The sequence below is a fragment of the Natronobacterium texcoconense genome, from assembly GCF_900104065.1.
Classification (GTDB): domain Archaea; phylum Halobacteriota; class Halobacteria; order Halobacteriales; family Natrialbaceae; genus Natronobacterium; species Natronobacterium texcoconense.
Genome location: NZ_FNLC01000002.1, coordinates 126,687 through 149,564, shown reverse-complemented (window position 1 = coordinate 149,564; position 22,878 = coordinate 126,687). Strand labels below are relative to the sequence as shown.

Sequence of the window (22,878 nt, the reverse complement as noted above, 5' to 3'; positions counted from 1 at the left end):
CTACTGCAGGAAAACATTTCTGTATCCAACCTGTAGTATTCGCATGGTATTCCGGAAGCTCAACCTGTTCGGCTACGCAGTCACGGCCGCCACGCTGCTCGGTGCTTCCGCCCTGCTTCTCGGTCGAACCGGATACGCCGCCCTCTGTTTCGGCGTCACAACGATCGTCCTCGCGTGGGCGATGCGTCGAAACCGGGACCCTGCAGGTAGCGACGCCTATCCACACGATCGTGAATCGGATCGCGAGGAGCGACAGACACAGCGCGACCGGGAAGCGGACGCACTGAAAGCGGAGATGGAACAGTTGTAGCCGGTGAAAACCGTCATCGGTGCCACTCACGCGACCCGGAGACTTGGACTTTCGTCGCCTCGTCCGTCGCTGTCAGAACGTCGCGGAACTGTCAGATAGAGTATTATTTTGGCAGTTGTACTTGTTGGACGGGTTTTCCAATATATCATATTTCTAATTATTTGGGCCTCGAGATAGTCGGCCGCAAGTAAGGCGGTAGAAAATAGCCGATACAATCTCGTCAACGAAAGCACCGGTGAGTAGAAATCATAACCAATATCTGATGGTTTCTAGCTCTCTCGCGGTGATGTAAGAATTGTGGAACTGTCCAAAGGATTATATTGGTTTGGCGGAATCGATTGGCCATGTCATCGGGCGACGCCGCGAACGAACTGAACCAGCTGGTCGAACACACCGAACGGTTTCGAGAACGGATCGAGGAGACCACGGACGCGAGTCGCACGCAGGCGGACTACATCTCGGGTCTGGCCAAAGACGTCAACGACGTCAGCGCAACCATGGAGGAGATCGCCTCGAGTGCGACCGAAATCGTCGATATGGTGGAAGAGGCCTCCGAGACGGCAGAGTCAGGGCTGGAGGCAGGACGCAGGGCCAGCGAACAGACCCAGGAGACCGTCGACGACGTCGCCGACCTCGTCGCGGCGATGGAGCGAGTAAGCGAACAGATGGAAGAGATTGGGACGGTGACCGAACTGATCGCCGACATCGCCGATCAGACGAACCTGCTCGCGCTCAACGCGAACATCGAGGCCGCCCACGCGGGCGACGAGGGTGCTGGGTTTACGGTCGTCGCCAACGAGGTGAAGACGCTCGCGGAGGAAACCGGCGAGAACGCCGACGAGATCCGGTCGCTGATCGAGTCACTCGAGTCCGAGACCGAGGCGGGAATGGAAGCCGCCGAACGGACTCACAGCTCCGTCCTCGAGACGGCCGACGACATCGACACCGCGCTCGAGGCGATCGACGAGGCCGTCTCGAAGGTCGAGGAAGTGATGGACGGGGCGACCGAGATCGCCGACGCGAACGACGTGCAGGCGGGGTCGATCGAGGAGTTCGCCGCGCGGATCGAGGATCTCGGCGAGGAGTCCGACGAGATCCGCGAGAACATGTCCGACGCGGCGACCCTCGTGGACCAGCACAGTTCGGTGGTCGAACACGCGAGTGGCTTCCTGCACGGTTTTCCCGGCCTGGCTTACCGCACGCTCAACGAGGACGGCTGGCCGGTGGTGTTCGCGACGAACGGCATCGAGGAACTGGCCGGATACACCGCCGAACAGCTGGTCGAGGGAGAGATCGTGCTCGGCGAGGACGTCATCCACGAGGACGACCAGGAAGCCGTCTGGGAGGCGATTCAGGACCTCGTCGACCGCAACGGGACGGCTTACGACATCACGTATCGCATGGTCACGCGCCGTGGAGAGGTCAAAACCGTCAGGGAGCGCGGTCGTCCGATCTACGACGACCAGGGCGAACTCGAGGCCTTCGAGGGATACATCTGGAACACCGACGAGTCGGAGACGCAGGTGCTGTTCGGTGGTGGAGAGACCGCTCCAGCGTCGACTGCCGACGATTGAGAATTTCTCACTGGCGTACTGGATATGGAGGGCGAAATCGACCCTCCTCCCCTACGTCGAATCGCTGCGCCGGCGCCGTGCGACCCGTTCTTCGGACGTGTCCTCGGTGATCACTTCGTACAGCAACGCTCGCGTTCCGTCGGCTTTCGGACGGAGAATCCGTCCCAGCCGCTGGGTGAACTCCCGCTCGCTGCCGCTGCCCGAGAGGACGACCGCGATCGACGCGTCGGGGACGTCGACCCCTTCGTCGAGGACGTTCGAGGTCGCGATCCGACTATAGGTTCCCTCGCGGAACCGCTCGAGGACCTCCCGCCGCTCGGCGGTGGCAGTCCGGTGGGTGATCGTCGGGATCAGGAACCGTTCGCTGACCTCGTAGGCGAGGTCGTTGTGCGCGGTAAAGACGATGGTCCGGGCGTCGCGGTGACGCTCGAGGATTCCCTCGAGCGCCTCGAGTTTGGCCTCGCTGCCTCGAGCTATCTCGCGTGCGCGCTGGCGGGCGAGCAGTGCTTCGCGAGCGGCGGGATCCGACCCGGAGCGTTTGACGAGTTCCTGATAGTCCGAGCCGCTGTGCATTCGGATGTTCGATCGCGCGAGATAGTCGGTGAACGTCTCCTGGTTGCGTTCGTACTCCTCGCGTTCCTCGGGGGTGAGCGACACTGCGAGTCGTTTGACGTCGTAGGATGCGAGGTGGTCGCCGGCGAGTTCGTCCGCGGCGATCCGGTGGACCAGCGGGCCGACGATGCGTTCGACGACCTCGTGGGCACCGTCGGGGCGTTCGAACGTCGCCGTCAGGCCGAGTCGCGCGGGCGCGGCGAGCAGTCGCCCGATCTCGCGATACCCCTCGCCGCCGAGGTGGTGGACCTCGTCGAAGACGACGAATCCGAACCGGTCGCCGATGGCGTCTGCCTTGAGGTACGCCGAGTCGTACGTCGAGACGGTGATCGGCTCGAGCCGTTGTTCGCCGCCACCGAGTCGGCCGATCGAGACGCCGTCGGCCGATCCGGTCGGCCCGGTGGAGCCGAACTCTTCCTCGAGTTCCCGCTCCCACTGCTCTAACAGGTCGATCGTTGGAACGACGACGAGCGTCGGGGTGTCCAGACGTTCGATCGCTTCCAGGGCGACGACGGTCTTGCCGCTCCCGGTGGGCATCTCGAGGACGCCGGCGGGTGCCTGCTCGAGGGCCGACAGCGACGACCCCCGACTCCAGCGATCGGTCTCGAGCCACGCTTCGAGCGCCTCGTGCTGGTACTCCCGGAGTTCGTACGTCGACTCGAGGTTCGGAACCGACGGGAGCGAGAGGGCCCGATCCTCGAGTTCGTCCGGGACGACGTGTTCGAGGAGCGTCCGGCGAAGTTCTGCGTACCGAAATGCCGGAATACGGTGGCTGTCGGTTCGGTTGTCGTCCTCGAGTGCAAGCGTCGGCACCCGCTCTCGGATTCGGCGGACGGTCGCTTCCTCGAGGCCGTCGATCCGGATCGTCCCGTCCTCGTACCGGAGTTCGACCGGAGTCGATCCTGTGGAATCGGGCCGCGTCACGGTCGTGAGTGGGGAGTCGACGGACAAATACTGTCGGGATCACGGCGTCTCGCCTCGGGACTCCTTTATGTCGTCTCGTCTCGTGTATTGCTCCGAATGTCGATCGAGCACAACACAGTCGACCACCGGGTGAGTGCGACCGACGACACCGTTCACAACAGGTGGAACAACGCTCTCGAGCCGATACGAACGATCGAGTCCGGGGACGTCGTCGAGTTCGAGTGCCGGGACGCCACGAACGGCCAGATCGAACCGGACTCGACTGTCGCTGATCTGGCCGACTTGGACGTCGAGCAGGTTCACACGCTGACGGGACCGCTCGCGGTCGAAGGTGCCCAGCCTGGGGACGTGCTCCAGGTGGACGTCCTCGAACTCGAACACCAGGGGTGGGGCTACACCCTCGTCTTGCCCGGCGAGGCGGGACTGGGTCTCCTTCCCGAGGAATTCCCGGAGCCGGCGATACACGTCTGGGAGTTCGAGGACGGTGCCGCTCAGTTCGTCGACGGCGGTGCGTCGGAGATGCAACGAGAAGACGGGATCGAGGTCCCGATACATCCGTTCCCGGGAACCGTCGGCGTCGCGCCCGCCGAAGAGGGAGATCACGACACCCAGCCGCCACGGTCGGTCGGCGGCAATCTCGACATCAAACAGCTCACCGCAGGATCGACACTGTATCTCCCGGTAGCGGTCGAAGACGCGCTGTTCAGCATCGGCGACTGTCACGCCGCCCAGGGCGACGGGGAAGTCTGCATCTCGGCGATCGAAGCCCCGATGTCAGTCACGTGTCGGCTCTCGGTCCGGTCGGAGATGGACCTCGAGCGCCCGCAGTTCGAGACCGGCGGCCCGTTCACGCCGACCGGACGCGACGAACCCGCGTTCGGGACGACTGGAGTCGGCGACGACCTGCACGAGGCGGCCAGAGACGCCGTCCGCGGGATGGTCGACCACCTCCACGACGAACGTGGACTCGCACGCGAGCAGGCCTACATCCTGTGTTCGGCGGCGGTCGATCTGAAGATCAACCAGATCGTCAACGCGCCGAACTGGACCGTCTCGGCGTATCTCCCCGAGAGCATCTTCCCCGAAGAGCGGCGTCGGTCCCACGATCGATGACGACCCGTTAACCGAACGGACCGTCGCGATTTCCCACCGGTGGTAGGCACTTATTCGTCGGCCACCTACGGTACCTGTGATCGACGCGACGTCGAACAGTAACCGCCGGCTCGACCCACTCGAGGGCGGCGAGAGACAGGATCGAACCGGGGAGCGTCCGGACCGGAGAGGGGATGCCGATGGATGAGCCGAACACCGATCCTCCGGAGGAAGAGCCACCATCGAAGGGACTCGAGACGGAGTCCGACGACCTCCCGCCAGAGGGCCTCGCACGTCGCGTGTTCGACGTCGCCCCTGTCAGTACAGTCGTCATCGATTCGGGCGGCGCGATCGAATTCGCGAACGAGCGAGCGACCGAGACACTCGGGTTTTCACGCGAGGAGATTACGAGTCGACGGTACGGGCCGGACGGCTGGGAGGTCTACGACGACACTGGAGCGCCGATTTCCATGGAGGAATATCCGGTATCGGAGGTGCTCGAGACCGGCGAGCCCGTCTTCGGGTTCGAACACTGGTTCGAGCGATCTGACGGCTCGGAACGGTGGTTGACGCTCAACTCCGCACCCCTCACGAACGAGACCGGCGAGGTCGAGTACGTCGTCGTCGCGTTCGAGGACGTGACGGAACTGAAACGACGGGAGGAGCAACTGACCAGCGAGCACATGCGATTCGTCGAGTTTCGAACCGACGAGTCGGCGGTGCCACCCTCCCTCCGGGTCGACACCGGTGAGTGGCGGATCGAGGTCGAATCCGTCGTCTCCCTGCCCGACGGCGCGACCGTCCAGTACATGGGAACGTCGGACCTCTCGGCGAGCGAGTTCGTCACCGCCGTCGAAGAGGTCCCCCACTACGTCGACGTCCGCCTGCTCAGTACGGCCGAGGGATACAGCCGGGTCGAAGCACGGGCGGAACTGGCCACGGTCTCGGAGGTGTTCCAGTCGCTCGGAGGTCGCCCTCGTTCGATCGTCATCGCTCACGACGAAGTTCGGTTCCTCGGCGAACTGCCGGGCGACGTCGATCCGCGGTTGGCCGCCGACGGCATCCGGGAGTTTCACCCCGAGGTCGAACTCGTCTCCCAGGAACTCGTCTACTCGCCACACCTGCTGTACGACGTCGTCGTCGACGAACTCACCGACCGACAGTTCGCCGCACTCGAGGCCGCCTATTTTAGCGGCTACTTCGACACGCCCCGGACCAGTACCGGCGGCGAACTCGCCGACCGGTTCGACGTCACTCGCCAGACGTTCAACCAGCACCTCCGCAAGGCCCAGCGGATCGTTCTCCAGCAACTGTACGAGAAGTCGGGTGCGAAAGCACGCTGACTGGTCAGCGTCCCCTCTTACTTCGGCACCGACCGTACCTGTCGTTAATGAGTGATAATCTGACGCAACTCGATTCGACTGTTTCCTGGATTTTCGATAGCAGCAGCGACGACGACGTCGTGACCGAAGTCGTCCACGCCCGGTTCGAAACGGAACCCGACGCAGCCGTCATCACCGTCGTCGAAACCGTCGCGTCCGTGACGGGTCAGGAACCCCTCGAGATGCCGCCGCTGTTCGAGAGTATCGACACCGAAGCACTGGACGAACTCGTCGCTGCCTCTGAAGCCCGGGGGAAACCGGTCAAAGTGAGTTTCACCTATCAGGACTGTCTGGTGACCGTCTCGAGTCGCGGCGACGTCGTCGTCGAACGCCGAACCACCGACACTCCCTCCTGACTGCCTGCTGGCCGCCACGTCGAGCAGATCACTCACGCGCCGTCCCACCAGGGAACCGGGACGTCGACGTCACTTTCCGTTGGAATTCTGACTGGTAGTGCCCGCGTAGCCGGTGACCTCAACCCTTTTATTACCGCTGTTCCTTGGTTCGAACATGAGCGAAGACGAGGGCACGAATCCGTCGGCCCAGGGTGTCCCGTCCGAGGAGAAATCCGACGACGGCGAGACGACGTCTGCCGATCAAGCGGACGTTCCAGCGGACGAGGACGACGTCGGTCAGGAAGACGCCGACGCGTCGGCAACCGCTGACGAGTCGACCACCGAGGACGACGCCCCGAGTTCGAGCGAGTCGGACGAGTCGTCGACCGAGGACGAAGGAAGTCCCGAAACGAGTTCGGACGTCCAGAGCATTCTCGAGCGGGTCAACGAGTACGACGACAGACTCGCACACAAGGTCAACTCGATCGTCGACCAGGCCCGGGACCTCTCCGGGACCGTGCAGCACCAGCGCGAGGAACTCCACGACCTGAGCGAACGCGTCGAAGCCCAGGCCCAGACGATCGAAGATCTGCAGTCGGAACTCGAGGCCCACCGGCAGGCGGTCGACGAACGGGACGCGCAACTCGAGGAGTACGAAGAAGAGATCGAGGATCTGAAAAGCCGGCTCAAGCGCAAGCAGGCCGACTTCCAGAACTACAAGAAGCGAGCGAAGAAACGCCAGGAGCAGATCAAGGATCGGGCGACCGAAGACCTCGTCGAACGACTCGTCGACGTCCGGGACAACCTGAAGCGTGCCCTCGAGGAGGAAAGCGGCGACGCCGACAGCCTCCGGGACGGCGTCGAGATGACGCTACGGGAGTTCGATCGCATCCTGGAGGACGAAAACGTCACGGAAATCGACCCCGAACCCGGTGAGGAGATCGATCCCCAGCGCCACGAGGTTATGATGAACGTCGACAGCGATCAACCGGAGGGAACGATCGCGGACGTCTACACGGCCGGCTACGAGATGGGCGACAAGGTCATCCAGAACGCACAGGTAACCGTCTCGAACGGCGAACTCGCAGGCGACGCGGAGCAGGAGGGGGACGACCCGACGGACGCCGACGGAACCGACGACGAAGCGAGCGACGGCGAGAACAGCGACGACGAGGAAGCGATCGAACTCGGCGGCGAAGTCGAGGAAGACGCCGGCGACGAGAGCTAACCGACGGTTTCGACGACCAGTTACCCGATATTTTCGACGCATTTCGGTTTCGACGACGAGCGACTCGAGAGCGTGGCCGACGAACTATAGTAGCCACTGTAAGTCACTGCACACCTGATCGCACGACAGCTATGCGATCAGTGTGTAACTAGTTGCAGTTGTTACGACAGTACCGTTCCAGACGTCGACTGATGGGTCGAACCGACCCACACCGCTGAATTCGACCCCTCAGTTCAGGCTTGGACCGCCACTAGTCGCCACTGCTGTCACTGCACAACCGATCGAACGAGGGAAGCGCGACTCGAGTGACCGACGGAACCGAGAACCGCGAGAAGGACTGACAGGGCTAAGAACTGCGAGAAGCGAATAACGCGGGATCAGAGTTCCCGCGAACCGTGCGAACGGGCACGAGTGCCCGTGAGCAGAGCGGGGAGAAACGACCCGTGAACTGTGCGATCGGCGTGTAAAACGGTTTCCTGATCTCCAGTCGGATTTCAGCCACCAGAAGCGCGCTAGCGGCCCGTATGCCCGATTCTGTGGAGTTTTATTCGGCTCGTCGTTCGGGCTAGTAACGCTTAAAACAAAGTGCGCACAATACCTCCCATAATGGCGAGTAACAAGATTCTCGGAATCGACCTCGGAACGACGAACAGTGCCTTCGCAGTGATGGAAGGCGGCGATCCGGAGATCATCGCCAACGCCGAGGGCGAACGGACGACGCCCTCGATGGTCGCGTTCACCGACGACGACGAGCGACTCGTCGGCAAACCCGCGAAGAACCAGGCCGTCCAGAACCCCGAGAAGACGATCCAGTCCATCAAGCGTCACATGGGGGAGGAGGACTACACCGTCGAGATCGAGGGCGAGGAGTACACGCCCGAAGAGATTTCGGCGATGATCCTCCAGAAGATCAAACACGACGCCGAAGAGTACCTCGGCGACGAGGTCGAGAAGGCCGTCATCACGGTCCCTGCGTACTTCTCGGATCGACAGCGCCAGGCGACCAAAGACGCCGGCGAGATCGCCGGCTTCGAGGTCGAGCGCATCGTCAACGAGCCGACCGCCGCGTCGATGGCCTACGGCCTCGACGACGAATCCGACCAGACCGTTCTCGTCTACGACCTCGGAGGCGGTACCTTCGACGTCTCTATTCTCGATCTCGGCGGCGGCGTCTACGAGGTCGTCGCCACCAACGGTGACAACGACCTCGGTGGCGACGACTGGGACCAGGCGATCATCGACTGGCTCGCCGAGAACTTCGAGGCCGAACACGGGATCGACCTCCGCGAGGATCGCCAGGCCCTCCAGCGGCTGAAAGACGCCGCCGAGGAAGCCAAGATCGAACTCTCCTCGCGCAAGGAGACCGAGATCAACCTGCCCTTCATTACGGCGACCGACGACGGCCCGATCCACCTGGAAGAGTCGCTCACCCGCGCGAAGTTCGAGTCGCTGAGCGAGGACCTCATCGAGCGTACCGTCGACCCGACCGAGCAGGCCCTAGCGGACGCGGGCTACTCGAAAGACGAGATCGACGAGGTACTGCTGGTCGGTGGCTCGACGCGGATGCCACAGGTCGCGGAGAAAGTCGAGGAACTCACGGGTCAGGAGCCCCAGAAGAACGTCAACCCCGACGAGGCCGTCGCACTGGGTGCGGCGATTCAGGGTGGCGTCCTCGGCGGCGAGGTCGACGACATCGTCCTGCTGGACGTGACGCCACTGTCGCTCGGTATCGAGGTCAAGGGTGGCCTCTTCGAGCGCCTGATCGAGAAGAACACGACTATCCCGACGGAGGAGTCGAAGATCTTCACGACTGCGGCGGACAACCAGACCACCGTCCAGGTACGAGTCTTCCAGGGTGAACGCGAGATCGCCGAGGAGAACGAACTGCTCGGCGAGTTCCACCTGACCGGTATCCCGCCGGCGCCTGCGGGCACCCCACAGATCGAGGTCATGTTCTCGATCGACGAGAACGGGATCGTCAACGTCACCGCCGAGGACAAAGGCAGCGGCGAGAGCGAAGAGATCACCATCGAGGGTGGTGCCGGTCTCTCCGACAGCGAGATCGAGAAGATGCAGGAGGAGGCCGAGAAACACGCCGAAGAAGACGAGAAGAAGCGCCAGCGCATCGAAGCACGCAACACCGCCGAGGCGACGATCCAGCGCGCCGAGAAACTCCTGGAGGAAAACGACGAGCAGGTCGACGACGACCTGCGTGAAACCATCGAAGCAGCCGTCGAGGATCTCGAGGAGACGATCGACGACGCCGACGCCGACGCCGAGGACATCGAGGCGGCGACCGAAGACCTGAGTCAGGAACTGCAGGAGATCGGCAAACAGATGTACCAGCAACAGGCTGATGCTGGCGCGGCTGGCGGTGCCGGTGGCGCTGGTGCGGCCGGCGCAGGCCCCGGTGGTATGGGCGGCATGGGCGGCGGTCCGAACCCCGGTGCCGGTCCAGCGGGCGCAGGTGCCGACGACGACGAGGAGTACGTCGACGCCGACTTCGAGGACGTCGACTTCGAGGAAGACGACGACAAATAACGGCCGATCGTTTTGGCCGCAACCAGTGTCGTAGCTGTTTTTCGCCGGACAGGTGGTTCGCAGGTTCGTTCGTTTCAAGTGGCTCAACGGATTATCGGGTGACAACGAATGAGCGAGGATTTCTACGACGTGCTCGGTGTGAGTTCCGACGCCTCCACCGAGGAGATCAAACAGGCCTACCGGGAGAAGGCCACGGAGTATCACCCGGACGTCAGCGACGACCCGAACGCCGAGGAGAAGTTCAAGAAGATCCAGAAGGCAAAGCAGGTCCTGACCGACGAGGAGAAACGGCAGGCCTACGACCGGATGGGCCACAACCGCTACGAGCAGGCCGAGAAACACGGCTTCGACGCGGGCGACCGCACCGGCGCCGGCGGGATGGGCGGCGACCCGTTCGGCGGGATGGGCGGCGGCGGGATGGGCGGCGGTCTCGGCGACATCTTCGAACAGGTGTTCGGCGGCGGTGGCGGCCGCGGCCGTCGTCAGCGGTCGGGCCGTGACCTCCGGACCGAACTCGAGATCGACTTAGAAGAGGCCTTCACCGGCGTCGAAAAGCAGTTCACGATCGAACGGCCCGAGAGTTGCGAGGCGTGTCACGGCGAGGGTCATCCGCCCGACGCGGACGCCCAGACCTGTCCCGAGTGTCGGGGTCGTGGTCAGAAGCGACAGGTCCAGCAGACGCCGCTCGGACGCGTACAACAGACGACGACGTGTCGACGCTGTGAAGGAGAGGGGACGCTCTACTCGGAGACCTGCAGCGAGTGTCGCGGCGAAGGATACGTCCGCAACGAGGCGACGCTGACGGTCGAAGTCCCGGCCGGCATCCAGGACGACCAGACCCTGCGAATGGAACGTGAAGGAGCACCCAGTCCCGACGGCGGACCCAACGGCGACCTGCTGATCGACATCTCGATTCGCGAGCACGAGGAGTTCGAACGCGAGGGTGACGACCTCCGCTATCGGCTTCCGATCTCGTTCCCGCAGGCGACCTTCGGCGATACCGCCGAAGTGCCGACCCTAGACGGCATGGCGGAGTTCGACATTCCTGCCGGTACCCAGAGCGGCGAGACGTTCCGCCTCGAGGGGAAAGGAATGCCACGCCTGCGCGGTCGCGGTACGGGCGACCTCTACGTGCAGGTCCAGATCGTCACGCCCGAGAGCTTGAACGAGGAACAACGCGAGGCACTCGAGGCGTTCGCCGAGGCTGGCGGCGACGAGATCGAGGTAAAAGACGGCTTCTTCGAGAAGATCAAGCGGGCGTTCTGACGGGCCTATCCCAGTTTTCCTCGCTCTTCGACTACCGCGTCGTCGGCGACGTTCGGTGCGCCGACGACCAGCACGCGACTCTCCTCGATCGCCTCGAGTTGTCGCCACGATTCGGGTGGGACGACGAGGAAATCCCCGCTCGTGAGTTCGATGCGGTCGCGCTGATCGGCGCGTTCGATCGTCACGTCGACGGTGCCCTCGAGGACGACGTACAGTTCCTCCTGCTGGTCCTGTCGATGGTATAGTAACAACTGAAACTGTTTGCACACCGATCGCACCGCTGTCGTGCGATCGGGTGCGCACTGACTTTCAGTGGCTACTATAGGTGTTCTCCTCGCCACGTTCGAACTCCCAGACGCTCGGCCGCATCTTCTCTAGGTCGACCATCGAGTACATACGGCAGGCTTCGACGATCGGCGGCAAAAAACCGCGGCGCTCGTATGCTCGTCTCAGTCGCGGATCAACTCGACGTTTCGCATCTCGCCCCCACATCGTCGGCAGGTGCTCACGAGCGCGTCGTCGACCAGTTCTCGGCGGTTACATTGGACGCACTCGTACTCGAGCGGTTCGGCGAGTGACATACGCACGCACTCGGGACGGCGTATGTTAACTGTTTTCATAGTCCTGGGCTCGAGCGAGTGTAACTACCGATTGTGAACGGAAGCACTGGTTCCTGCTATCGGTTCGGCCGTGCGATCAGGAGCACGACCGCCAGCAGGGTGGCGCCGCCGACCGACGCTGTGAGCAGCCAGAACGCAGGCCGGAATCCGACGGTTTCCGACATCGTGCCGACGACTGCGGGCGCGATAGCTCCGGCCGCCATCAACAGGGTTCGGACGACGCCCAGACCGCCAGCGGCGACCTCGTCAGGAATCGCGGACATGAGGTAGGCGCCTCTAACGGGGCGGAACCCGTGAGAGCCGATCCCGGCGGCGACGAGCGCGGTTCCGAGGACGACCGGGCCGGCCGTTCCGGTCAGCGAGACGAACGCGACGAGCGAGGTCGTCGCGAGTCCAAGCGTTGCGACGATGATCGGTAGCCGACCGAGCCGATCACTGAGTTCGCCGGTCACCAGCTGGACGAGACTCGCGAGAAAGAGTCCGCTGTACAGCAGTCCGGCAGTGGCGTCCGTGAGCTGTGCTTCGTCGGTCAGATACAGCGGGGCGAACGCGACCAGCCCGTTGTAGGTAAACGAGAAGAGTACCGTCAGGAGCGCGAAGACGGCAAAGCGCCAGTCCAGAAACAGCGTCGCGTACCGGCGGAGTTCGTCGGATCCGACGGCCAGAGTCGTCGCGTCGGAACTGGTTTCCCCGTCGGGCACTCGCGACGGAACGCGTCGCCAGAACGCGACCGCGAACCCGACGCCGACGGTGCCGGCGGCCAAGAAGATGACGCGCCAGCTTTCGCCGAACGCGAACGCGATTCCAGCGGCGGCGACGACTGCCGCAGGCGCGATCACGCCGCCGAACGTCCCGACCGTATCGAAGACGCCGAGCGCACGTCCCGTCCGGGAAGGGTACGTTCGAGAGAGTAACCGAACGGCGACGGTCTTGTGTGCGCCGGTTCCCGCACCCATGACGAGCATCGCGAGAGCGAGGACGACGAACGGGGAGTCGACGACCAGCGAAAGCGACGCGAGCGCCGCGACGAGGACGCCTGCGGTAATGACAGTCACGGAGCCGAGCCGATCCGCGAGCACGCCGGAGGGAAACTGCATGGCCGCGTAGACGAGCATGAAACCGGTAAACGCCGTTCCGAGGACGGCGTTCGAGACGCCGTAGCTCTCCTGAAGGGGGCCAAAGAGAGGTGGGAACGCATACCGGATGAATTTCGCGAGAAACCAGATTCCGGCAGTCAGAACGAGAACGTCTAGCTCCGTCGCCCGTCGAACCGCCCTGGTAACCGACATCACGTACCTGTCCAACGTAGGATGCCGCCCCGACGAGAAAGCTCCGGTTGTCCGCTCGAGCGAACGCGCCGTCGACCGCCACCAGTATACATATGCCATTTAATCCCATAATGGTGTACTACGACCTAGCCGCCAGAACTTATATACGAGTTCGTTGGACTGCCCAGTATGGCAGTGAGCACGACAGCAGACTGGAGCGACCCGATCACGTGTCCCTTCTGTGGGGACGAACTCGCATCGCCCGGCGCAGGATTCGTCGATCACGTCGACGAGAACGGAGACTGTAAACGCGACTTCGACCTCTGGCGGGAGAACGTCGCTGGCGACCTCGCCGGCGAATGGTCGGGCTGACTCGGTCGTACTGCCCGACAGCACGACGTGAAGAGCAGTCGCTCCGCTGTGGTCGTCGATACCGAGTGAGTCCGAATTCGTATTATCCTCTCGGACAGTATCAGTCGAAGTCCGGCAGATCCTCCGGCGGTTCGTACTCGGCCTCCCAGTCGATGTACTCCTCTTTGAGCACCACCGAGACGACCTGCCCGAACTCGGTCAGTTCGGCGTTGATCGACGAGACCGTCCCCCAGGTGTCCAGTTCGGGGTGATACTCCCGCGTCTGCCAGTCTTCCGGAATGCCCGGTGCATGATACCCCACTCGATCGGCGAAATCATCCCAGAAGAAATCGTACTCCGCGAAGAGTTCGAGGTCACGAGCGATCTCGTACTCCCGTTGCTCGAGGTCGGTATCCTCGCGCCACTCCGCGAAGGCCTCTGCCCAGGCACCCTCCTCGAGAAACGCCTGGAGTTCTTCGCGACGGTAGTCGACCTCGCCGTCGGCGCTTATCGTCGCGTCCTCGTACTCGTTCGGGTCGACGAACTCCAGTTCCGGCGGTTCCGGGGGTTCGACCTCGAGTGTCATGGACGTCAGTACGGCGGGTCCGGGGATAAGAATTCTTCCTCGTGGCCGAGGAGTCGATCCCCACAATTATTCTACCGAAGCGCGTACGCCACCGTATGGCAGAGAGTGGTGGGCGGGAGTACAGCCTCGCGGAGATCTTCGCGATCAAGTTCGTCCTCGCGGACGTGGTGATCATCGCGGCGCTGTTGCTCGCCGGGCCCTGGGTTGCAGTCGCGATTACGGCCCTGTTCGTCCTCAGTTTCGTACTCGTGTGGTATCTCATGCAAACGGACGAATCCTCCGAAGAAGCGACCGCCGACGCCGAAACGAAAGTGGATGAAACCGCTGTATCCGACCCCGTCACGGCACTCCAGAGCCGATACGCCGCCGGCGAACTCTCCGATGCGGAGTTCGAGGAGAAACTCGAGCGTCTGATCGACGCCAACGAGCGAGCGGACGAAGCCGGCGTCGAAACGGACGAACTGGAACTCGAGTTCGAGCGGTGACCGGAGGGAAACACTCAATCGGCAGTCAGCCGTACGTTCGACCGATGACCGACTACGAGGGGGTAATCCTCGACGTCGACGGCACGATCGTCCGGGGCGACGAGTTGATTCCTGGCGTGGACGCCGGACTCCGCGCACTCGAGGCCGCGGACTGCTCGAAACTGCTCTTCTCGAACAATCCGACCCGTGGCGGTGTCCACTACCGGGAGAAACTCGAGCCACACGGGTTCGAGGTCGACCCCACGTCGGTGCTGACCTCCGCGACCGTCTCCGCGGAGTACCTCTCACGGAACCACGCGGACGATTCGGTCTATCTCGTCGGCGCGGAGCGCCTCGAGTCGATCCTCGAGGACGCGGCGGTCGAACTGACTACTGATCCCGACGAGGCCGACGTCGTCCTCGGTTCGTTCGACGACGACTTCTCCTACGGTACGCTCTGGGAGTCACTACGTGCGCTCGAGGGCGAGGTCCCGTTCTACGGCACGGATCCAGACACGACGATCCCGGTCGACGACGGCACGATTCCGGGATCGGGGGCGATCATCGCCGCGATGGAGGCCGTCGCCGACCGCGAGGTCGACGCGATCCTCGGCAAGCCATCAGCGGTCGCCGCCGACGCAGCGCAGAAACGCCTCGAAGCCGATCCGAGCGAGATCCTCGTCGTCGGCGATCGACTCGACACGGACATCGCTCTCGGGAAACGCGCGGGGATGACGACGGCCGTCGTACTCACCGGTATCACCGATCGGTCGGATCTCGAGTCATCCGACGTCGAACCCGATCACGTTCTCGAGTCGCTCGGCGATCTCGAGACGATCCTCTGAACGACTGCCACCCACCCATCGCGTCGTTCTCGGGAAAACATATTTGTTCGAATTCGTGGATAGACCAGTCCATGAGAGAGCGATTCACGAACGTGCTTCGGCGCGCCCGGTACGCGGCGATCGGTGCGGCGATCGGCGCTGCGATCGGCGGACTGTTCAATCGAAATGCGGCGAGTACCGGCGGCGCGATTGGCGCGCTCGTCGGCGCGACCCTCGCAGACACGCACAGCACCGCGAGCGAGTACGTAGAGGAGGCGAAGAGTCGGAAAGTTAAAATGAAATAATTGAAGTGGTGGTCGCCGTATCGTCCTCCGGTAGCCGGTCGTCACATGAACGAATTCGTTACCCCGCCGCCGCTCGAGCGCGGCAGTCAGGTCGCAGTCGTCGCACCGTCGTCGAACCCCACGGACGAGTTCCCGCACGTCTACGAACTCGGCCTCGAGCGGCTCCGGGACGTGTTCGACCTCGAACCCGTCGAGTACCCGACGGTCTCGATGGACCAGGAGACGCTGGCGAACGATCCGGAAGCGCGCGCGAAAGACGTGATGGACGCCTTCGAAGACCCCGAGATAGACGGCGTCATCACCGTCATCGGTGGGAACGACCAGATCAAAGTTCTCGAGCACTTAGATCCCGAGATCCTCCAGGAGAACCCGACCCGGCTCTACGGCTACAGCGACAACACGAACCTCGCGCTGTACCTCTGGAATCTCGGAATCGTCTCCTACTACGGGCCGACGGTGATGGTCGAACTCGGGATGGACGGCCACATGTTCGATCACACCGTCGAGTACACCGAACGTGCGTTCTTCGACGAGTCGTTCGGCGAGATTCGTCCTGCCGAGCGATTCACCGACGAACCCGGCGACTGGATCGATCCGGACTCCCTCGAGGAGCCACGCGAGACCGAACCCAACCCCGGATGGCAGTGGGCCGGCGGCGACGAGACCGTCGAGGGCCGGCTCTGGGGTGGCTCGCTCGAGATTCTCGACCAGCAGTTCGTCGCCGACCGGTACCTACCCGACGACACGGAACTCGAGGGAACGATCCTCGCGCTCGAGACCTCGGAAGAACTGCCGGAACCGACCTGGGTCGAAGGCGTGCTCCAGGCACTGGGCGAACGGGGACTGCTCGAGCGGTTCGCCGGCGTCCTCGTCGGTCGGCCCGCGAGCAGATCCCACCTCGAGGATCGGCCGCCGGAACGACGCGAGCGGTACCGAGAACAGCAACGTGATGCGATTACGGGCGTCTTCGATGAGTACAACCCCGACGCACCGATCGTGTTCGACATCGACTTCGGACACACCTGGCCGACGACGCCGATTCCGATCGGCAGTCGCGTCGAAATCGATCCCGGAACCGAGACGATTCGCTTCGAGTAATCAGCTCTCCCCGTTCTCCCCCGCGATCGCCTCCTCCTGAAGTCGCTTCTCCTCGTCCGTGCTGACCGTCAACTCGGGAACTGTGGTCGGCGTGTTGTCCTCGTCGATCGCGACGTAGACGAAGTACGACTCGGTCGTCTTCTCGCGTTCCCGGGTACGCAAGTCCTCGCGTTCGGTGACCAGCCGCACCTTGACGCTCGAGGTACCTGCCTCGTAGACGTAGGCCGTGATGTAGGCCGTGTCTCCCACGGGAATCGGCCGCTCGAAGTTCATCCGGTTGACTCTGGCGGTGACGCAGGTTTCGCCGGCGAATCGCATCGCCGACATCGCACCTACCTCGTCCATCCACTTCATGACGTTGCCCCCGTGGGCGACCTCGAGCATGTTGCTGTGCTGTGGCTGGACCATCTCCCGGTTCTCGACGACCGTCTCGATGAGATCCGTCATTGCTCGACGTTCAGCCAGGACGACATTGACTCTTTCACTATCGATCGGTCGCTTCGATACTGGTAAAAGTCGCGGCCTTATTGAACCACTAATGAGCGATGGAGGTGACGCCGACGTGCCGGAGCCGCCCGAACCCCCCGAGTCGGGCGACGGCTCCGGTTCCGTCGACGTCCTCGGGACCGCACACGTCTCGCAAGCGAGCGTCGACGAAGTCCACGAGACGGTCGACGAGAAACGACCCGACGTGGTCGCAGTAGAACTCGACGAAGGCCGATACCGCCAGATGCAAGGCGGCACGCCCGACGACCTCGAGGCCAAGGACCTGTTGTCGGGCAACACCGTGTTCCAGTTTCTGGCCTACTGGATGCTGTCGTACGTCCAGTCGCGACTCGGCGACCAGTTCGACGTCGAACCCGGCGCCGACATGCAGGCGGCGCTCGAGGCCGCCGAACGAAACGGTAGCGGCGTCGCGCTGGTCGACCGCGACATTCAGGTGACGATCCAGCGATTCTGGAGCCGCCTCTCCTTCACGGAGAAGCTGAAGATGGTCGGTGGACTGGCGCTGGGTATCACCGATCCCCGGACGATCGGCCTCACGTTCGGTGCCGTCCTCGGAATGTTCGTCGGTCTCGTCGTCACTGCGTTCGTCGCACCGCTGCTCGGTTACGGCGAAGTGCTTCTGTTCGGGACCACCGATCCGACGACGCTGCAGTACGTCGGCGCTCTCGGCGTCGGTGCGATCGGCGGCGTGTTACTCGGGTTGCTCTTTCTCCCCTCTCTCGAATCCGCCGGCGACGATAGCACGATCGACGGCTTCCAGATACGACTGCTCGCTGGCGCCGTCATCGGCATCGTCGGCTGTCTCGCGCTCGTCACGACCGAGACCTTCGTCGGACCGCTGTCGGCGACGAACTTCGAGAGCGCCGGCATCTACGCGATCCGTGGGACGATCGGTATCCTCGCAGGGCTCGGTATCGGTGTCGTGATCGGCGGTGCCCTCGGCATCGTCCTCGAGACGCTCGGCGGCGACGTCGAAGACGTCGACGAGATCGACATCGAGGAGATGACCGACGGCGACGTCGTCGCCGCAATGATGGAGGAGTTCCGCCGGTTCAGCCCGCGCGGAGCGAACGCACTGATCGACGAACGCGACGCCTACATCGCGCACAAACTCCACGTGCTCCGCCAGGAGGGGTACGACGTCCTCGCCGTCGTCGGCGCCGGCCACCGGGCAGGCATCGAACGCTATCTCGAGAATCCTTCGGAGCTGCCGCCGATGGAGTCGCTGACCGGGACGGCCTCGAGTCGCCGGTTTTCGCCGATGAAGATCTTTGGGTACCTGGTCATGATCGGCTTCTTCGGCTTTTTCTTCCTGTTGCTCATGGCTGGCGTCCAGAACACGTTCCTGTTGCAGATCTTCCTGGCGTGGTTCCTGTTCAACGGAATCTTCGCGTTTACACTCGCACGGCTCGCGGGCGCTCGCTGGACCAGCGCCGGCGTCGGTGGACTGGTCGCCTGGCTCACGAGCATCAACCCGATGCTCGCACCAGGCTGGTTCGCCGGCTACGTCGAACTCAGACACCGGCCGGTCAACGTCCGTGACATCCAGACGTTGAACGAGATTGTCGACGACACCAGTCGTCCGATCGGCGAAGCCCTCGGAGAGATGTTCAACGTCCCTCTCTTTCGACTGATCATGATCGTCGCCCTGACCAACATCGGGAGCCTGATTGCAACCTTGCTGTTCCCGATCGTCGTCCTACCGTGGTTCGGCGGCGAAATCGGCGGCGTCGACGCCCTGATGAACGAACTGCTCCAGGGCGCACGGAACAGCCTCGAGCTAATCCGAGGGATGATCACGTGAGCGTCCGTAACAGTCGCCGTTCCGAGCCCGAACTCACGTTCAGCGACAAGGAACTGTTCGACCTCGCGATCGCCTGGATTGTTCTGAGCGTCGCCTTTGCACTGTTGCTCGCACCGATCCACCGCGCCGAATGGGTCACCGTCGGTTACTTCCTCACGAGGGTCGTCCTGAGTTTCGTAACTGTCGGGGTCGCGTTCCTCCTGCACGAACTCGCACACAAGGTCGTCGCGATCGAGTACGGCCAGATCGCCGAATTCCGGGCAGACTACCAGATGCTGTTCCTGGCGATCATGAGCGCACTGATCGGATTTCTTTTCGCTGCACCGGGGGCCGTCTACCATCGTGGACGGATCACGCTCGAGGAAAACGGTCACATCGCGCTTGCAGGTCCCGTAACGAATCTCCTGCTCGCGTTGCTTTTCTTCCCGCTTTTGATCCTGTTCCGCGGTCAGACAGAGTTGGCCTGGTACCTCGGCCTGATCGGACACATGGGCGTCCTGATCAACCTCTTCCTCGCAGCGTTCAACATGATCCCGTTTGGACCGTTGGACGGTAAAAGCGTCCTCGAGTGGAGCAAGCCAGTTTTTGCGGCTGTGTTTGGGCTGAGTTTGGTTCTACTGGCCGGCTTCCTCTTCCGGTTTGGATTCTGGTAGCGCCGGTCCGTTGACCCGGCTGAGCGGGACCGGTGGCCTTTTGCTCGACCCACGCGGTCGTTCGAACATGACCGATTCAGCGGACGACGGCGACGAACGGCTCACGTACGCCGAGACGGGCGTCGACATCGAGGCCAGCGAGGACGCGACCGCGGCCCTGCTCGAGGCCTTCGGCAGCGACCTCACGACCGAGTACGCCGGTCTGATCGATATCGGCGACCGCTACCTGGCGCTTGCGACCGACGGCGTCGGCACGAAACTGCTCGTCGCCGAGGCAATCGAGGACTTCTCGACGATCGGCATCGACTGCATCGCGATGAACGTCAACGACCTCGTGGCCGCGGGCGTCGAACCCGTCGCCTTCGTCGACTACCTCGCGATCGACGAACCCGACGAGGAGATCACGAATCAGGTCGGCGAGGGACTCGCGGTCGGACTCGAGGAGGCCGACCTGACGATGCTCGGCGGCGAGACTGCGGTCATGCCCGAGGTCGTGAAAGGGTTCGACCTCGCGGGGACCTGTGCGGGACTGGCGAAGAAAGACGACGTACTCGAGGGCGAGGCAGAGGTCGGCGACGTTCTCGTCGGCTTCGCCTCGAACGGCATCCACTCCAACGGGCTGACGCTGGCTCGCGAGGCCGTCACGCGCGACCACGAGTACACCGACCCGTTCCCGTACGACGACGAGCGGACGATCGGCGAGGAACTGCTGCGACCGACCCGGATCTACACGGACCTGCTCGAGCCGATGCACGAACACGACGTCCGGGCGGCGGCCCACGTCACCGGCGGCGGCTGGACGAACCTCCTGCGGATGGGCGAGTACGAGTACGTCGTCGACGATCCGTTCCCGGCCCAGCCGATCTTCGAGTTCGTCCAGGACGAAGGGAACGTGACGGACGAGGAGATGCACCGGACGTTCAACATGGGAACCGGGTTCGTCGTCGCCGTTCCCGAGGATCGGGCCGAGGACCTCGTCGCGGCGACCGACGGGAAGGTCGTCGGTCGCGTCGAAGACGGGGCGTCGGTCGAGATTCGCGGCCTCTCGCTGTCCTGATCAGCGGTCGGCCTCGGTTTCGTCCATCTCCGTCTCCTCGGTTTTCCCCGTAGCCGACCGCACCGCGTCGTACTCCTCGTCGCTGTAGGCGACGAACCGAACCTCCTCGAGCGTCTCCGGTTCGTACGTCTCGATCTCCTCGCCGATGATCTCGGCGCCCTTCGTGAGGTCGAAGCCGGCGACGCCACAGCCGAGCGCCGGCAGAACGAGCGACTCGCAGCCGAGTTCGTCGGCCTTCTCGAGCGCGTTCCGGGTTGCGTCGCGGATGCTCTCTTCGGTCGCCTCGCCGTCGCCGTAGTGAGGCATCGCGGCCGCGTGGATGACGTGGTCGGCATCCAGGTCGTAGGCGTCGGTGACGGCGACCTCGCCCAGGTCCACTGGCCCGTTTTCCATCGCTTCCTCGTTGATCTCCTCGCCCGCGGCCCGTCTGAGCGCGCCGGCGACACCCGATCCCATCCGGAGGCTCGTTCCGGCGGCGTTGACGAGCGCCTCGGCGGGCTGTTCGGCGATGTCTCCCTGGATCACGTCGAACTCCATACGCGCGTATACGGTCTCGAGGAGTTTGAAAGTGAACCACACAGTTCACACGATGTCGGTCTCGAAAACGACAGCGGCCCAGAGTCTCACTCCAGTTTACGTCTCCCAGCGTCTCAGGCCAACCAAAACCCTTTTAGATTTAGGCTCGCCTAACTCATCGTGATGGACGTACCCGCCCGCAGGCAGGATTCCGATGCCGACGAACTCGAGGAGCCCTCGGCGGTCGTGACCAGCCACGAGACCCGCCCCGGAAACGTCGTCTTTACCGAACGCGACAACAAAGACGGCTGGATCGCGACCGATCTGACCGTCGAGGTCGAACGGTAGGACAGCCGTCTCCGCCGACGGGACCGATCCGCGACCGGTTTGTCTCCCGAGCACTGAGCAGTCTCCTATGCAACCGCCTCGAGACGCGCTCCTGAAAGGCGGGCTCGTCGCGGCCGGATTCGTCCTGTTTACCGGGATCGTGACGGGCCTGCTTCCGACACCGATCTTCGAGCGGATGGTTCCTCGCTCGACGCTCGATTACCTCTTTCTCGCGCTCACGGGTGCTCTGGCGGGTGCCTACGTCGTCCAGCGCGCGAGTGTCGACTGCGACGGCGACGGCTGTGCCTACGGTGCCACGGCCAGTGGTTTTCTCGCCGTCGCCTGTCCACACTGCAACGCCGTTCTGGTGGCGCTTTTCAGCACGTCGTGGCTGGCGACCTACGTCGATCCGCTCCGGCCGCTGTTCGGACTCGTCGCTATCGGACTTTTCGCGGGCGTGATCTACAGCCGTCGGTAACAAAAAGGCGTTCGGGGGACCTACCGATCGTCGACCGCGCGCGACTCCTCACTTCGTCGCTTCCTCGAGCACCAGCGTATCGTCCTCGAGGTAGTGTTCGAAGTGGTGGGCGTCCTCCTCGAGCGTGACGAGAATCTCGCGCAGGATCTCGGCGGTGGCATAGTCGCCGAGGTTGTCGGCGAGTTCGATGCTGCCGCGCATCGACTCGATGATGTCGCCGTACATTTCGAGGTCGTTCTGGAACATCGTCCGGACGTCGTAGACGTCCTCGCCCTCGAATTCGACGGTGGCGCGTCGCTCCTGGTTCGTCGGGCCGGAGACGGGGACGCCGCCGAGTGCCTGGGCGCGCTCGGCGATGATGTCTGCGCCTTCCTCGACGTGTTCGTAGGCCTCCTCGAGGAACTCGTGCAGCGGGAGGAACTCGGCACCCTCGACGACCCAGTGGTGTTTCTTGAGCTGGTGGTACAGGACGTACGAGTTCGCCAGTTCCGTGTTCAGCGCGTCGACGATCTGCTCGGCTTTCTCCTGATCGAGGCGAAGCTCGTTCTCCTCGACGGCGTCGGCCGACTGACGGACGGTCTTCTGTGTACTCATGGCAATTCAACGGTACACTCGCGAGACTCTTAAAGATTTCCCGTCGAGAAATAATTTTTCTGTCTTAGTAAATAATTAGTCTGTATACCAGGCATCTTGTTTTTGTTCTCCAAACAGCTTCTCCATCGATACACTCAGGAGCCATGGGGGTTTTTTCGACCG

General features: G+C 63.2%; 25 protein-coding genes and 1 pseudogene. 18 read left to right on the top strand and 8 right to left on the bottom strand.

The window, feature by feature from the left end; translation table 11 throughout:
- Nucleotides 1-43 precede the first annotated feature (43 nt).
- Complete coding sequence (locus BLR35_RS08165; protein WP_090380221.1) at nt 44-310, top strand: hypothetical protein; 267 nt, start codon at nt 44-46, stop codon at nt 308-310.
- A gap of 344 nt (nt 311-654) precedes the next feature.
- On the top strand, nt 655-1,884 hold the full coding sequence (locus BLR35_RS08160; protein WP_090380219.1) for a methyl-accepting chemotaxis protein: 1,230 nt from the start codon (nt 655-657) through the stop codon (nt 1,882-1,884).
- A 51-nt stretch (nt 1,885-1,935) separates the two neighbouring features.
- On the opposite strand, the gene BLR35_RS08155 is transcribed toward BLR35_RS08160, so the two are convergent.
- Nucleotides 1,936-3,420 carry a DEAD/DEAH box helicase gene (locus tag BLR35_RS08155; RefSeq protein ID WP_090382864.1) on the bottom strand — a complete coding sequence of 495 codons (1,485 nt, stop codon included), beginning with the start codon at nt 3,418-3,420 and terminating at the stop codon, nt 1,936-1,938.
- Between the two features lie 96 nt (nt 3,421-3,516).
- Here BLR35_RS08155 and BLR35_RS08150 point away from each other — a divergent pair, with 96 nt between their 5' ends.
- The 6 genes from BLR35_RS08150 to dnaJ all read left to right on the top strand — a co-directional run bounded on the left by BLR35_RS08150 (nt 3,517) and on the right by dnaJ (nt 11,264).
- Complete coding sequence (locus tag BLR35_RS08150; RefSeq protein WP_090380216.1) at nt 3,517-4,533, top strand: acetamidase/formamidase family protein; 1,017 nt, start codon at nt 3,517-3,519, stop codon at nt 4,531-4,533.
- 179 nt (nt 4,534-4,712) lie between these two features.
- Entirely contained in the window at nt 4,713-5,855 is a 1,143-nt protein-coding gene (locus BLR35_RS08145) for a bacterio-opsin activator domain-containing protein (RefSeq protein ID WP_090380213.1), read from the top strand.
- A gap of 47 nt (nt 5,856-5,902) precedes the next feature.
- Nucleotides 5,903-6,250, top strand: a complete 348-nt coding sequence (locus tag BLR35_RS08140; protein WP_090380210.1) for a HalOD1 output domain-containing protein — start codon at nt 5,903-5,905, stop codon at nt 6,248-6,250.
- Nucleotides 6,251-6,404: 154 nt separating this feature from the next.
- The gene (gene grpE, locus BLR35_RS08135) at nt 6,405-7,457 is read left to right on the top strand and encodes a nucleotide exchange factor GrpE (protein ID WP_090380208.1); all 1,053 of its coding nucleotides are present in this window, start codon (nt 6,405-6,407) and stop codon (nt 7,455-7,457) included.
- A 606-nt stretch (nt 7,458-8,063) separates the two neighbouring features.
- Entirely contained in the window at nt 8,064-9,998 is a 1,935-nt protein-coding gene (gene dnaK, locus BLR35_RS08130; RefSeq protein WP_090380205.1) for a molecular chaperone DnaK, read from the top strand.
- 108 nt (nt 9,999-10,106) lie between these two features.
- Nucleotides 10,107-11,264, top strand: coding sequence for a molecular chaperone DnaJ (gene dnaJ / locus BLR35_RS08125; protein WP_090380202.1), 1,158 nt, complete (start codon nt 10,107-10,109; stop codon nt 11,262-11,264).
- Nucleotides 11,265-11,269: 5 nt separating this feature from the next.
- Here the strand turns inward: dnaJ and BLR35_RS08120 are convergent.
- The 3 genes and pseudogenes from BLR35_RS08120 to BLR35_RS08115 all read right to left on the bottom strand — a co-directional run bounded on the left by BLR35_RS08120 (nt 11,270) and on the right by BLR35_RS08115 (nt 13,173).
- Nucleotides 11,270-11,756: pseudogene (locus tag BLR35_RS08120) on the bottom strand (cupin domain-containing protein).
- Nucleotides 11,714-11,845, bottom strand: a complete 132-nt coding sequence (locus tag BLR35_RS20240; protein WP_139169256.1) for a rubrerythrin-like domain-containing protein — start codon at nt 11,843-11,845, stop codon at nt 11,714-11,716. The pseudogene BLR35_RS08120 and the gene BLR35_RS20240 overlap by 43 nt, the downstream one beginning before the upstream one ends.
- Nucleotides 11,846-11,940: 95 nt before the next feature.
- Nucleotides 11,941-13,173, bottom strand: a complete 1,233-nt coding sequence (locus BLR35_RS08115; RefSeq protein ID WP_090380197.1) for an MFS transporter — start codon at nt 13,171-13,173, stop codon at nt 11,941-11,943.
- A gap of 168 nt (nt 13,174-13,341) precedes the next feature.
- On the opposite strand from BLR35_RS08115, the gene BLR35_RS08110 reads away from it, so the two are divergent.
- Nucleotides 13,342-13,524, top strand: a complete 183-nt coding sequence (locus tag BLR35_RS08110) for a DUF7501 family protein (protein ID WP_090380194.1) — start codon at nt 13,342-13,344, stop codon at nt 13,522-13,524.
- A gap of 100 nt (nt 13,525-13,624) precedes the next feature.
- On the opposite strand, the gene BLR35_RS08105 is transcribed toward BLR35_RS08110, so the two are convergent.
- Nucleotides 13,625-14,089 (bottom strand): DUF7992 family protein, encoded by a 465-nt coding sequence (locus BLR35_RS08105; protein WP_090380191.1) that lies wholly within the window; start codon nt 14,087-14,089, stop codon nt 13,625-13,627.
- A 95-nt stretch (nt 14,090-14,184) separates the two neighbouring features.
- On the opposite strand from BLR35_RS08105, the gene BLR35_RS08100 reads away from it, so the two are divergent.
- From BLR35_RS08100 to BLR35_RS08085, 4 genes are all read left to right on the top strand, one after another.
- On the top strand, nt 14,185-14,574 hold the full coding sequence (locus tag BLR35_RS08100; RefSeq protein WP_090380188.1) for an SHOCT domain-containing protein: 390 nt from the start codon (nt 14,185-14,187) through the stop codon (nt 14,572-14,574).
- Nucleotides 14,575-14,618: 44 nt separating this feature from the next.
- Nucleotides 14,619-15,398, top strand: a complete 780-nt coding sequence (locus BLR35_RS08095; protein WP_090380185.1) for an HAD-IIA family hydrolase — start codon at nt 14,619-14,621, stop codon at nt 15,396-15,398.
- 71 nt (nt 15,399-15,469) lie between these two features.
- Nucleotides 15,470-15,682: a YMGG-like glycine zipper-containing protein gene (locus BLR35_RS08090; protein WP_090380182.1), complete on the top strand. Its 213-nt coding sequence runs from the start codon at nt 15,470-15,472 to the stop codon at nt 15,680-15,682.
- A gap of 45 nt (nt 15,683-15,727) precedes the next feature.
- On the top strand, nt 15,728-16,780 hold the full coding sequence (locus BLR35_RS08085) for a S66 family peptidase (RefSeq protein WP_090380179.1): 1,053 nt from the start codon (nt 15,728-15,730) through the stop codon (nt 16,778-16,780).
- Here the strand turns inward: BLR35_RS08085 and BLR35_RS08080 are convergent, their stop codons facing one another.
- Nucleotides 16,781-17,227, bottom strand: coding sequence for an acyl-CoA thioesterase (locus BLR35_RS08080; protein ID WP_090380176.1), 447 nt, complete (start codon nt 17,225-17,227; stop codon nt 16,781-16,783).
- Nucleotides 17,228-17,318: 91 nt separating this feature from the next.
- On the opposite strand from BLR35_RS08080, the gene BLR35_RS08075 reads away from it, so the two are divergent.
- From BLR35_RS08075 to purM, 3 genes are all read left to right on the top strand, one after another.
- Nucleotides 17,319-19,091, top strand: coding sequence for a TraB/GumN family protein (locus BLR35_RS08075; protein WP_090380172.1), 1,773 nt, complete (start codon nt 17,319-17,321; stop codon nt 19,089-19,091).
- A complete protein-coding gene (locus BLR35_RS08070; protein WP_090380169.1) occupies nt 19,088-19,744 on the top strand; it encodes a zinc metalloprotease in 657 nt (218 codons plus the stop codon). Before BLR35_RS08075 ends, BLR35_RS08070 begins: the two co-directional genes overlap by 4 nt.
- Nucleotides 19,745-19,811: 67 nt before the next feature.
- Complete coding sequence (gene purM, locus BLR35_RS08065) at nt 19,812-20,801, top strand: phosphoribosylformylglycinamidine cyclo-ligase (RefSeq protein WP_090380166.1); 990 nt, start codon at nt 19,812-19,814, stop codon at nt 20,799-20,801.
- Here the strand turns inward: purM and BLR35_RS08060 are convergent, their stop codons facing one another.
- Nucleotides 20,802-21,338: a macro domain-containing protein gene (locus tag BLR35_RS08060; RefSeq protein ID WP_090382861.1), complete on the bottom strand. Its 537-nt coding sequence runs from the start codon at nt 21,336-21,338 to the stop codon at nt 20,802-20,804.
- Between the two features lie 162 nt (nt 21,339-21,500).
- Between BLR35_RS08060 and BLR35_RS20625 the strand changes: the two genes are divergently transcribed.
- Together BLR35_RS20625 and BLR35_RS08055 are read left to right on the top strand one after the other, a co-directional pair.
- The gene (locus tag BLR35_RS20625; RefSeq protein ID WP_170830994.1) at nt 21,501-21,665 is read left to right on the top strand and encodes a hypothetical protein; all 165 of its coding nucleotides are present in this window, start codon (nt 21,501-21,503) and stop codon (nt 21,663-21,665) included.
- 67 nt (nt 21,666-21,732) lie between these two features.
- Nucleotides 21,733-22,122 carry a hypothetical protein gene (locus tag BLR35_RS08055; RefSeq protein ID WP_090380164.1) on the top strand — a complete coding sequence of 130 codons (390 nt, stop codon included), beginning with the start codon at nt 21,733-21,735 and terminating at the stop codon, nt 22,120-22,122.
- Nucleotides 22,123-22,170: 48 nt separating this feature from the next.
- Here the strand turns inward: BLR35_RS08055 and dpsA are convergent, their stop codons facing one another.
- Nucleotides 22,171-22,716, bottom strand: coding sequence for a DNA starvation/stationary phase protection protein DpsA (dpsA, locus tag BLR35_RS08050; RefSeq protein WP_090380162.1), 546 nt, complete (start codon nt 22,714-22,716; stop codon nt 22,171-22,173).
- Nucleotides 22,717-22,878: the final 162 nt, after the last annotated feature.

What these genes read in the sequence shown, in the direction of transcription:
- BLR35_RS08165 (WP_090380221.1), top strand. Translation starts at nt 44, where the DNA reads ATGGTATTCCGGAAGCTCAACCTGTTCGGCTACGCAGTCACGGCCGCC.
- BLR35_RS08160 (WP_090380219.1), top strand. Translation starts at nt 655, where the DNA reads ATGTCATCGGGCGACGCCGCGAACGAACTGAACCAGCTGGTCGAACAC.
- BLR35_RS08150 (WP_090380216.1), top strand. Translation starts at nt 3,517, where the DNA reads ATGTCGATCGAGCACAACACAGTCGACCACCGGGTGAGTGCGACCGAC.
- BLR35_RS08145 (WP_090380213.1), top strand. Translation starts at nt 4,713, where the DNA reads ATGGATGAGCCGAACACCGATCCTCCGGAGGAAGAGCCACCATCGAAG.
- BLR35_RS08140 (WP_090380210.1), top strand. Translation starts at nt 5,903, where the DNA reads ATGAGTGATAATCTGACGCAACTCGATTCGACTGTTTCCTGGATTTTC.
- grpE (WP_090380208.1), top strand. Translation starts at nt 6,405, where the DNA reads ATGAGCGAAGACGAGGGCACGAATCCGTCGGCCCAGGGTGTCCCGTCC.
- dnaK (WP_090380205.1), top strand. Translation starts at nt 8,064, where the DNA reads ATGGCGAGTAACAAGATTCTCGGAATCGACCTCGGAACGACGAACAGT.
- dnaJ (WP_090380202.1), top strand. Translation starts at nt 10,107, where the DNA reads ATGAGCGAGGATTTCTACGACGTGCTCGGTGTGAGTTCCGACGCCTCC.
- BLR35_RS20240 (WP_139169256.1), bottom strand. Translation starts at nt 11,845, where the DNA reads ATGTCACTCGCCGAACCGCTCGAGTACGAGTGCGTCCAATGTAACCGC.
- BLR35_RS08115 (WP_090380197.1), bottom strand. Translation starts at nt 13,173, where the DNA reads ATGTCGGTTACCAGGGCGGTTCGACGGGCGACGGAGCTAGACGTTCTC.
- BLR35_RS08110 (WP_090380194.1), top strand. Translation starts at nt 13,342, where the DNA reads ATGGCAGTGAGCACGACAGCAGACTGGAGCGACCCGATCACGTGTCCC.
- BLR35_RS08105 (WP_090380191.1), bottom strand. Translation starts at nt 14,089, where the DNA reads ATGACACTCGAGGTCGAACCCCCGGAACCGCCGGAACTGGAGTTCGTC.
- BLR35_RS08100 (WP_090380188.1), top strand. Translation starts at nt 14,185, where the DNA reads ATGGCAGAGAGTGGTGGGCGGGAGTACAGCCTCGCGGAGATCTTCGCG.
- BLR35_RS08095 (WP_090380185.1), top strand. Translation starts at nt 14,619, where the DNA reads ATGACCGACTACGAGGGGGTAATCCTCGACGTCGACGGCACGATCGTC.
- BLR35_RS08090 (WP_090380182.1), top strand. Translation starts at nt 15,470, where the DNA reads ATGAGAGAGCGATTCACGAACGTGCTTCGGCGCGCCCGGTACGCGGCG.
- BLR35_RS08085 (WP_090380179.1), top strand. Translation starts at nt 15,728, where the DNA reads ATGAACGAATTCGTTACCCCGCCGCCGCTCGAGCGCGGCAGTCAGGTC.
- BLR35_RS08080 (WP_090380176.1), bottom strand. Translation starts at nt 17,227, where the DNA reads ATGACGGATCTCATCGAGACGGTCGTCGAGAACCGGGAGATGGTCCAG.
- BLR35_RS08075 (WP_090380172.1), top strand. Translation starts at nt 17,319, where the DNA reads ATGAGCGATGGAGGTGACGCCGACGTGCCGGAGCCGCCCGAACCCCCC.
- purM (WP_090380166.1), top strand. Translation starts at nt 19,812, where the DNA reads ATGACCGATTCAGCGGACGACGGCGACGAACGGCTCACGTACGCCGAG.
- BLR35_RS08060 (WP_090382861.1), bottom strand. Translation starts at nt 21,338, where the DNA reads ATGGAGTTCGACGTGATCCAGGGAGACATCGCCGAACAGCCCGCCGAG.
- BLR35_RS20625 (WP_170830994.1), top strand. Translation starts at nt 21,501, where the DNA reads ATGGACGTACCCGCCCGCAGGCAGGATTCCGATGCCGACGAACTCGAG.
- BLR35_RS08055 (WP_090380164.1), top strand. Translation starts at nt 21,733, where the DNA reads ATGCAACCGCCTCGAGACGCGCTCCTGAAAGGCGGGCTCGTCGCGGCC.
- dpsA (WP_090380162.1), bottom strand. Translation starts at nt 22,716, where the DNA reads ATGAGTACACAGAAGACCGTCCGTCAGTCGGCCGACGCCGTCGAGGAG.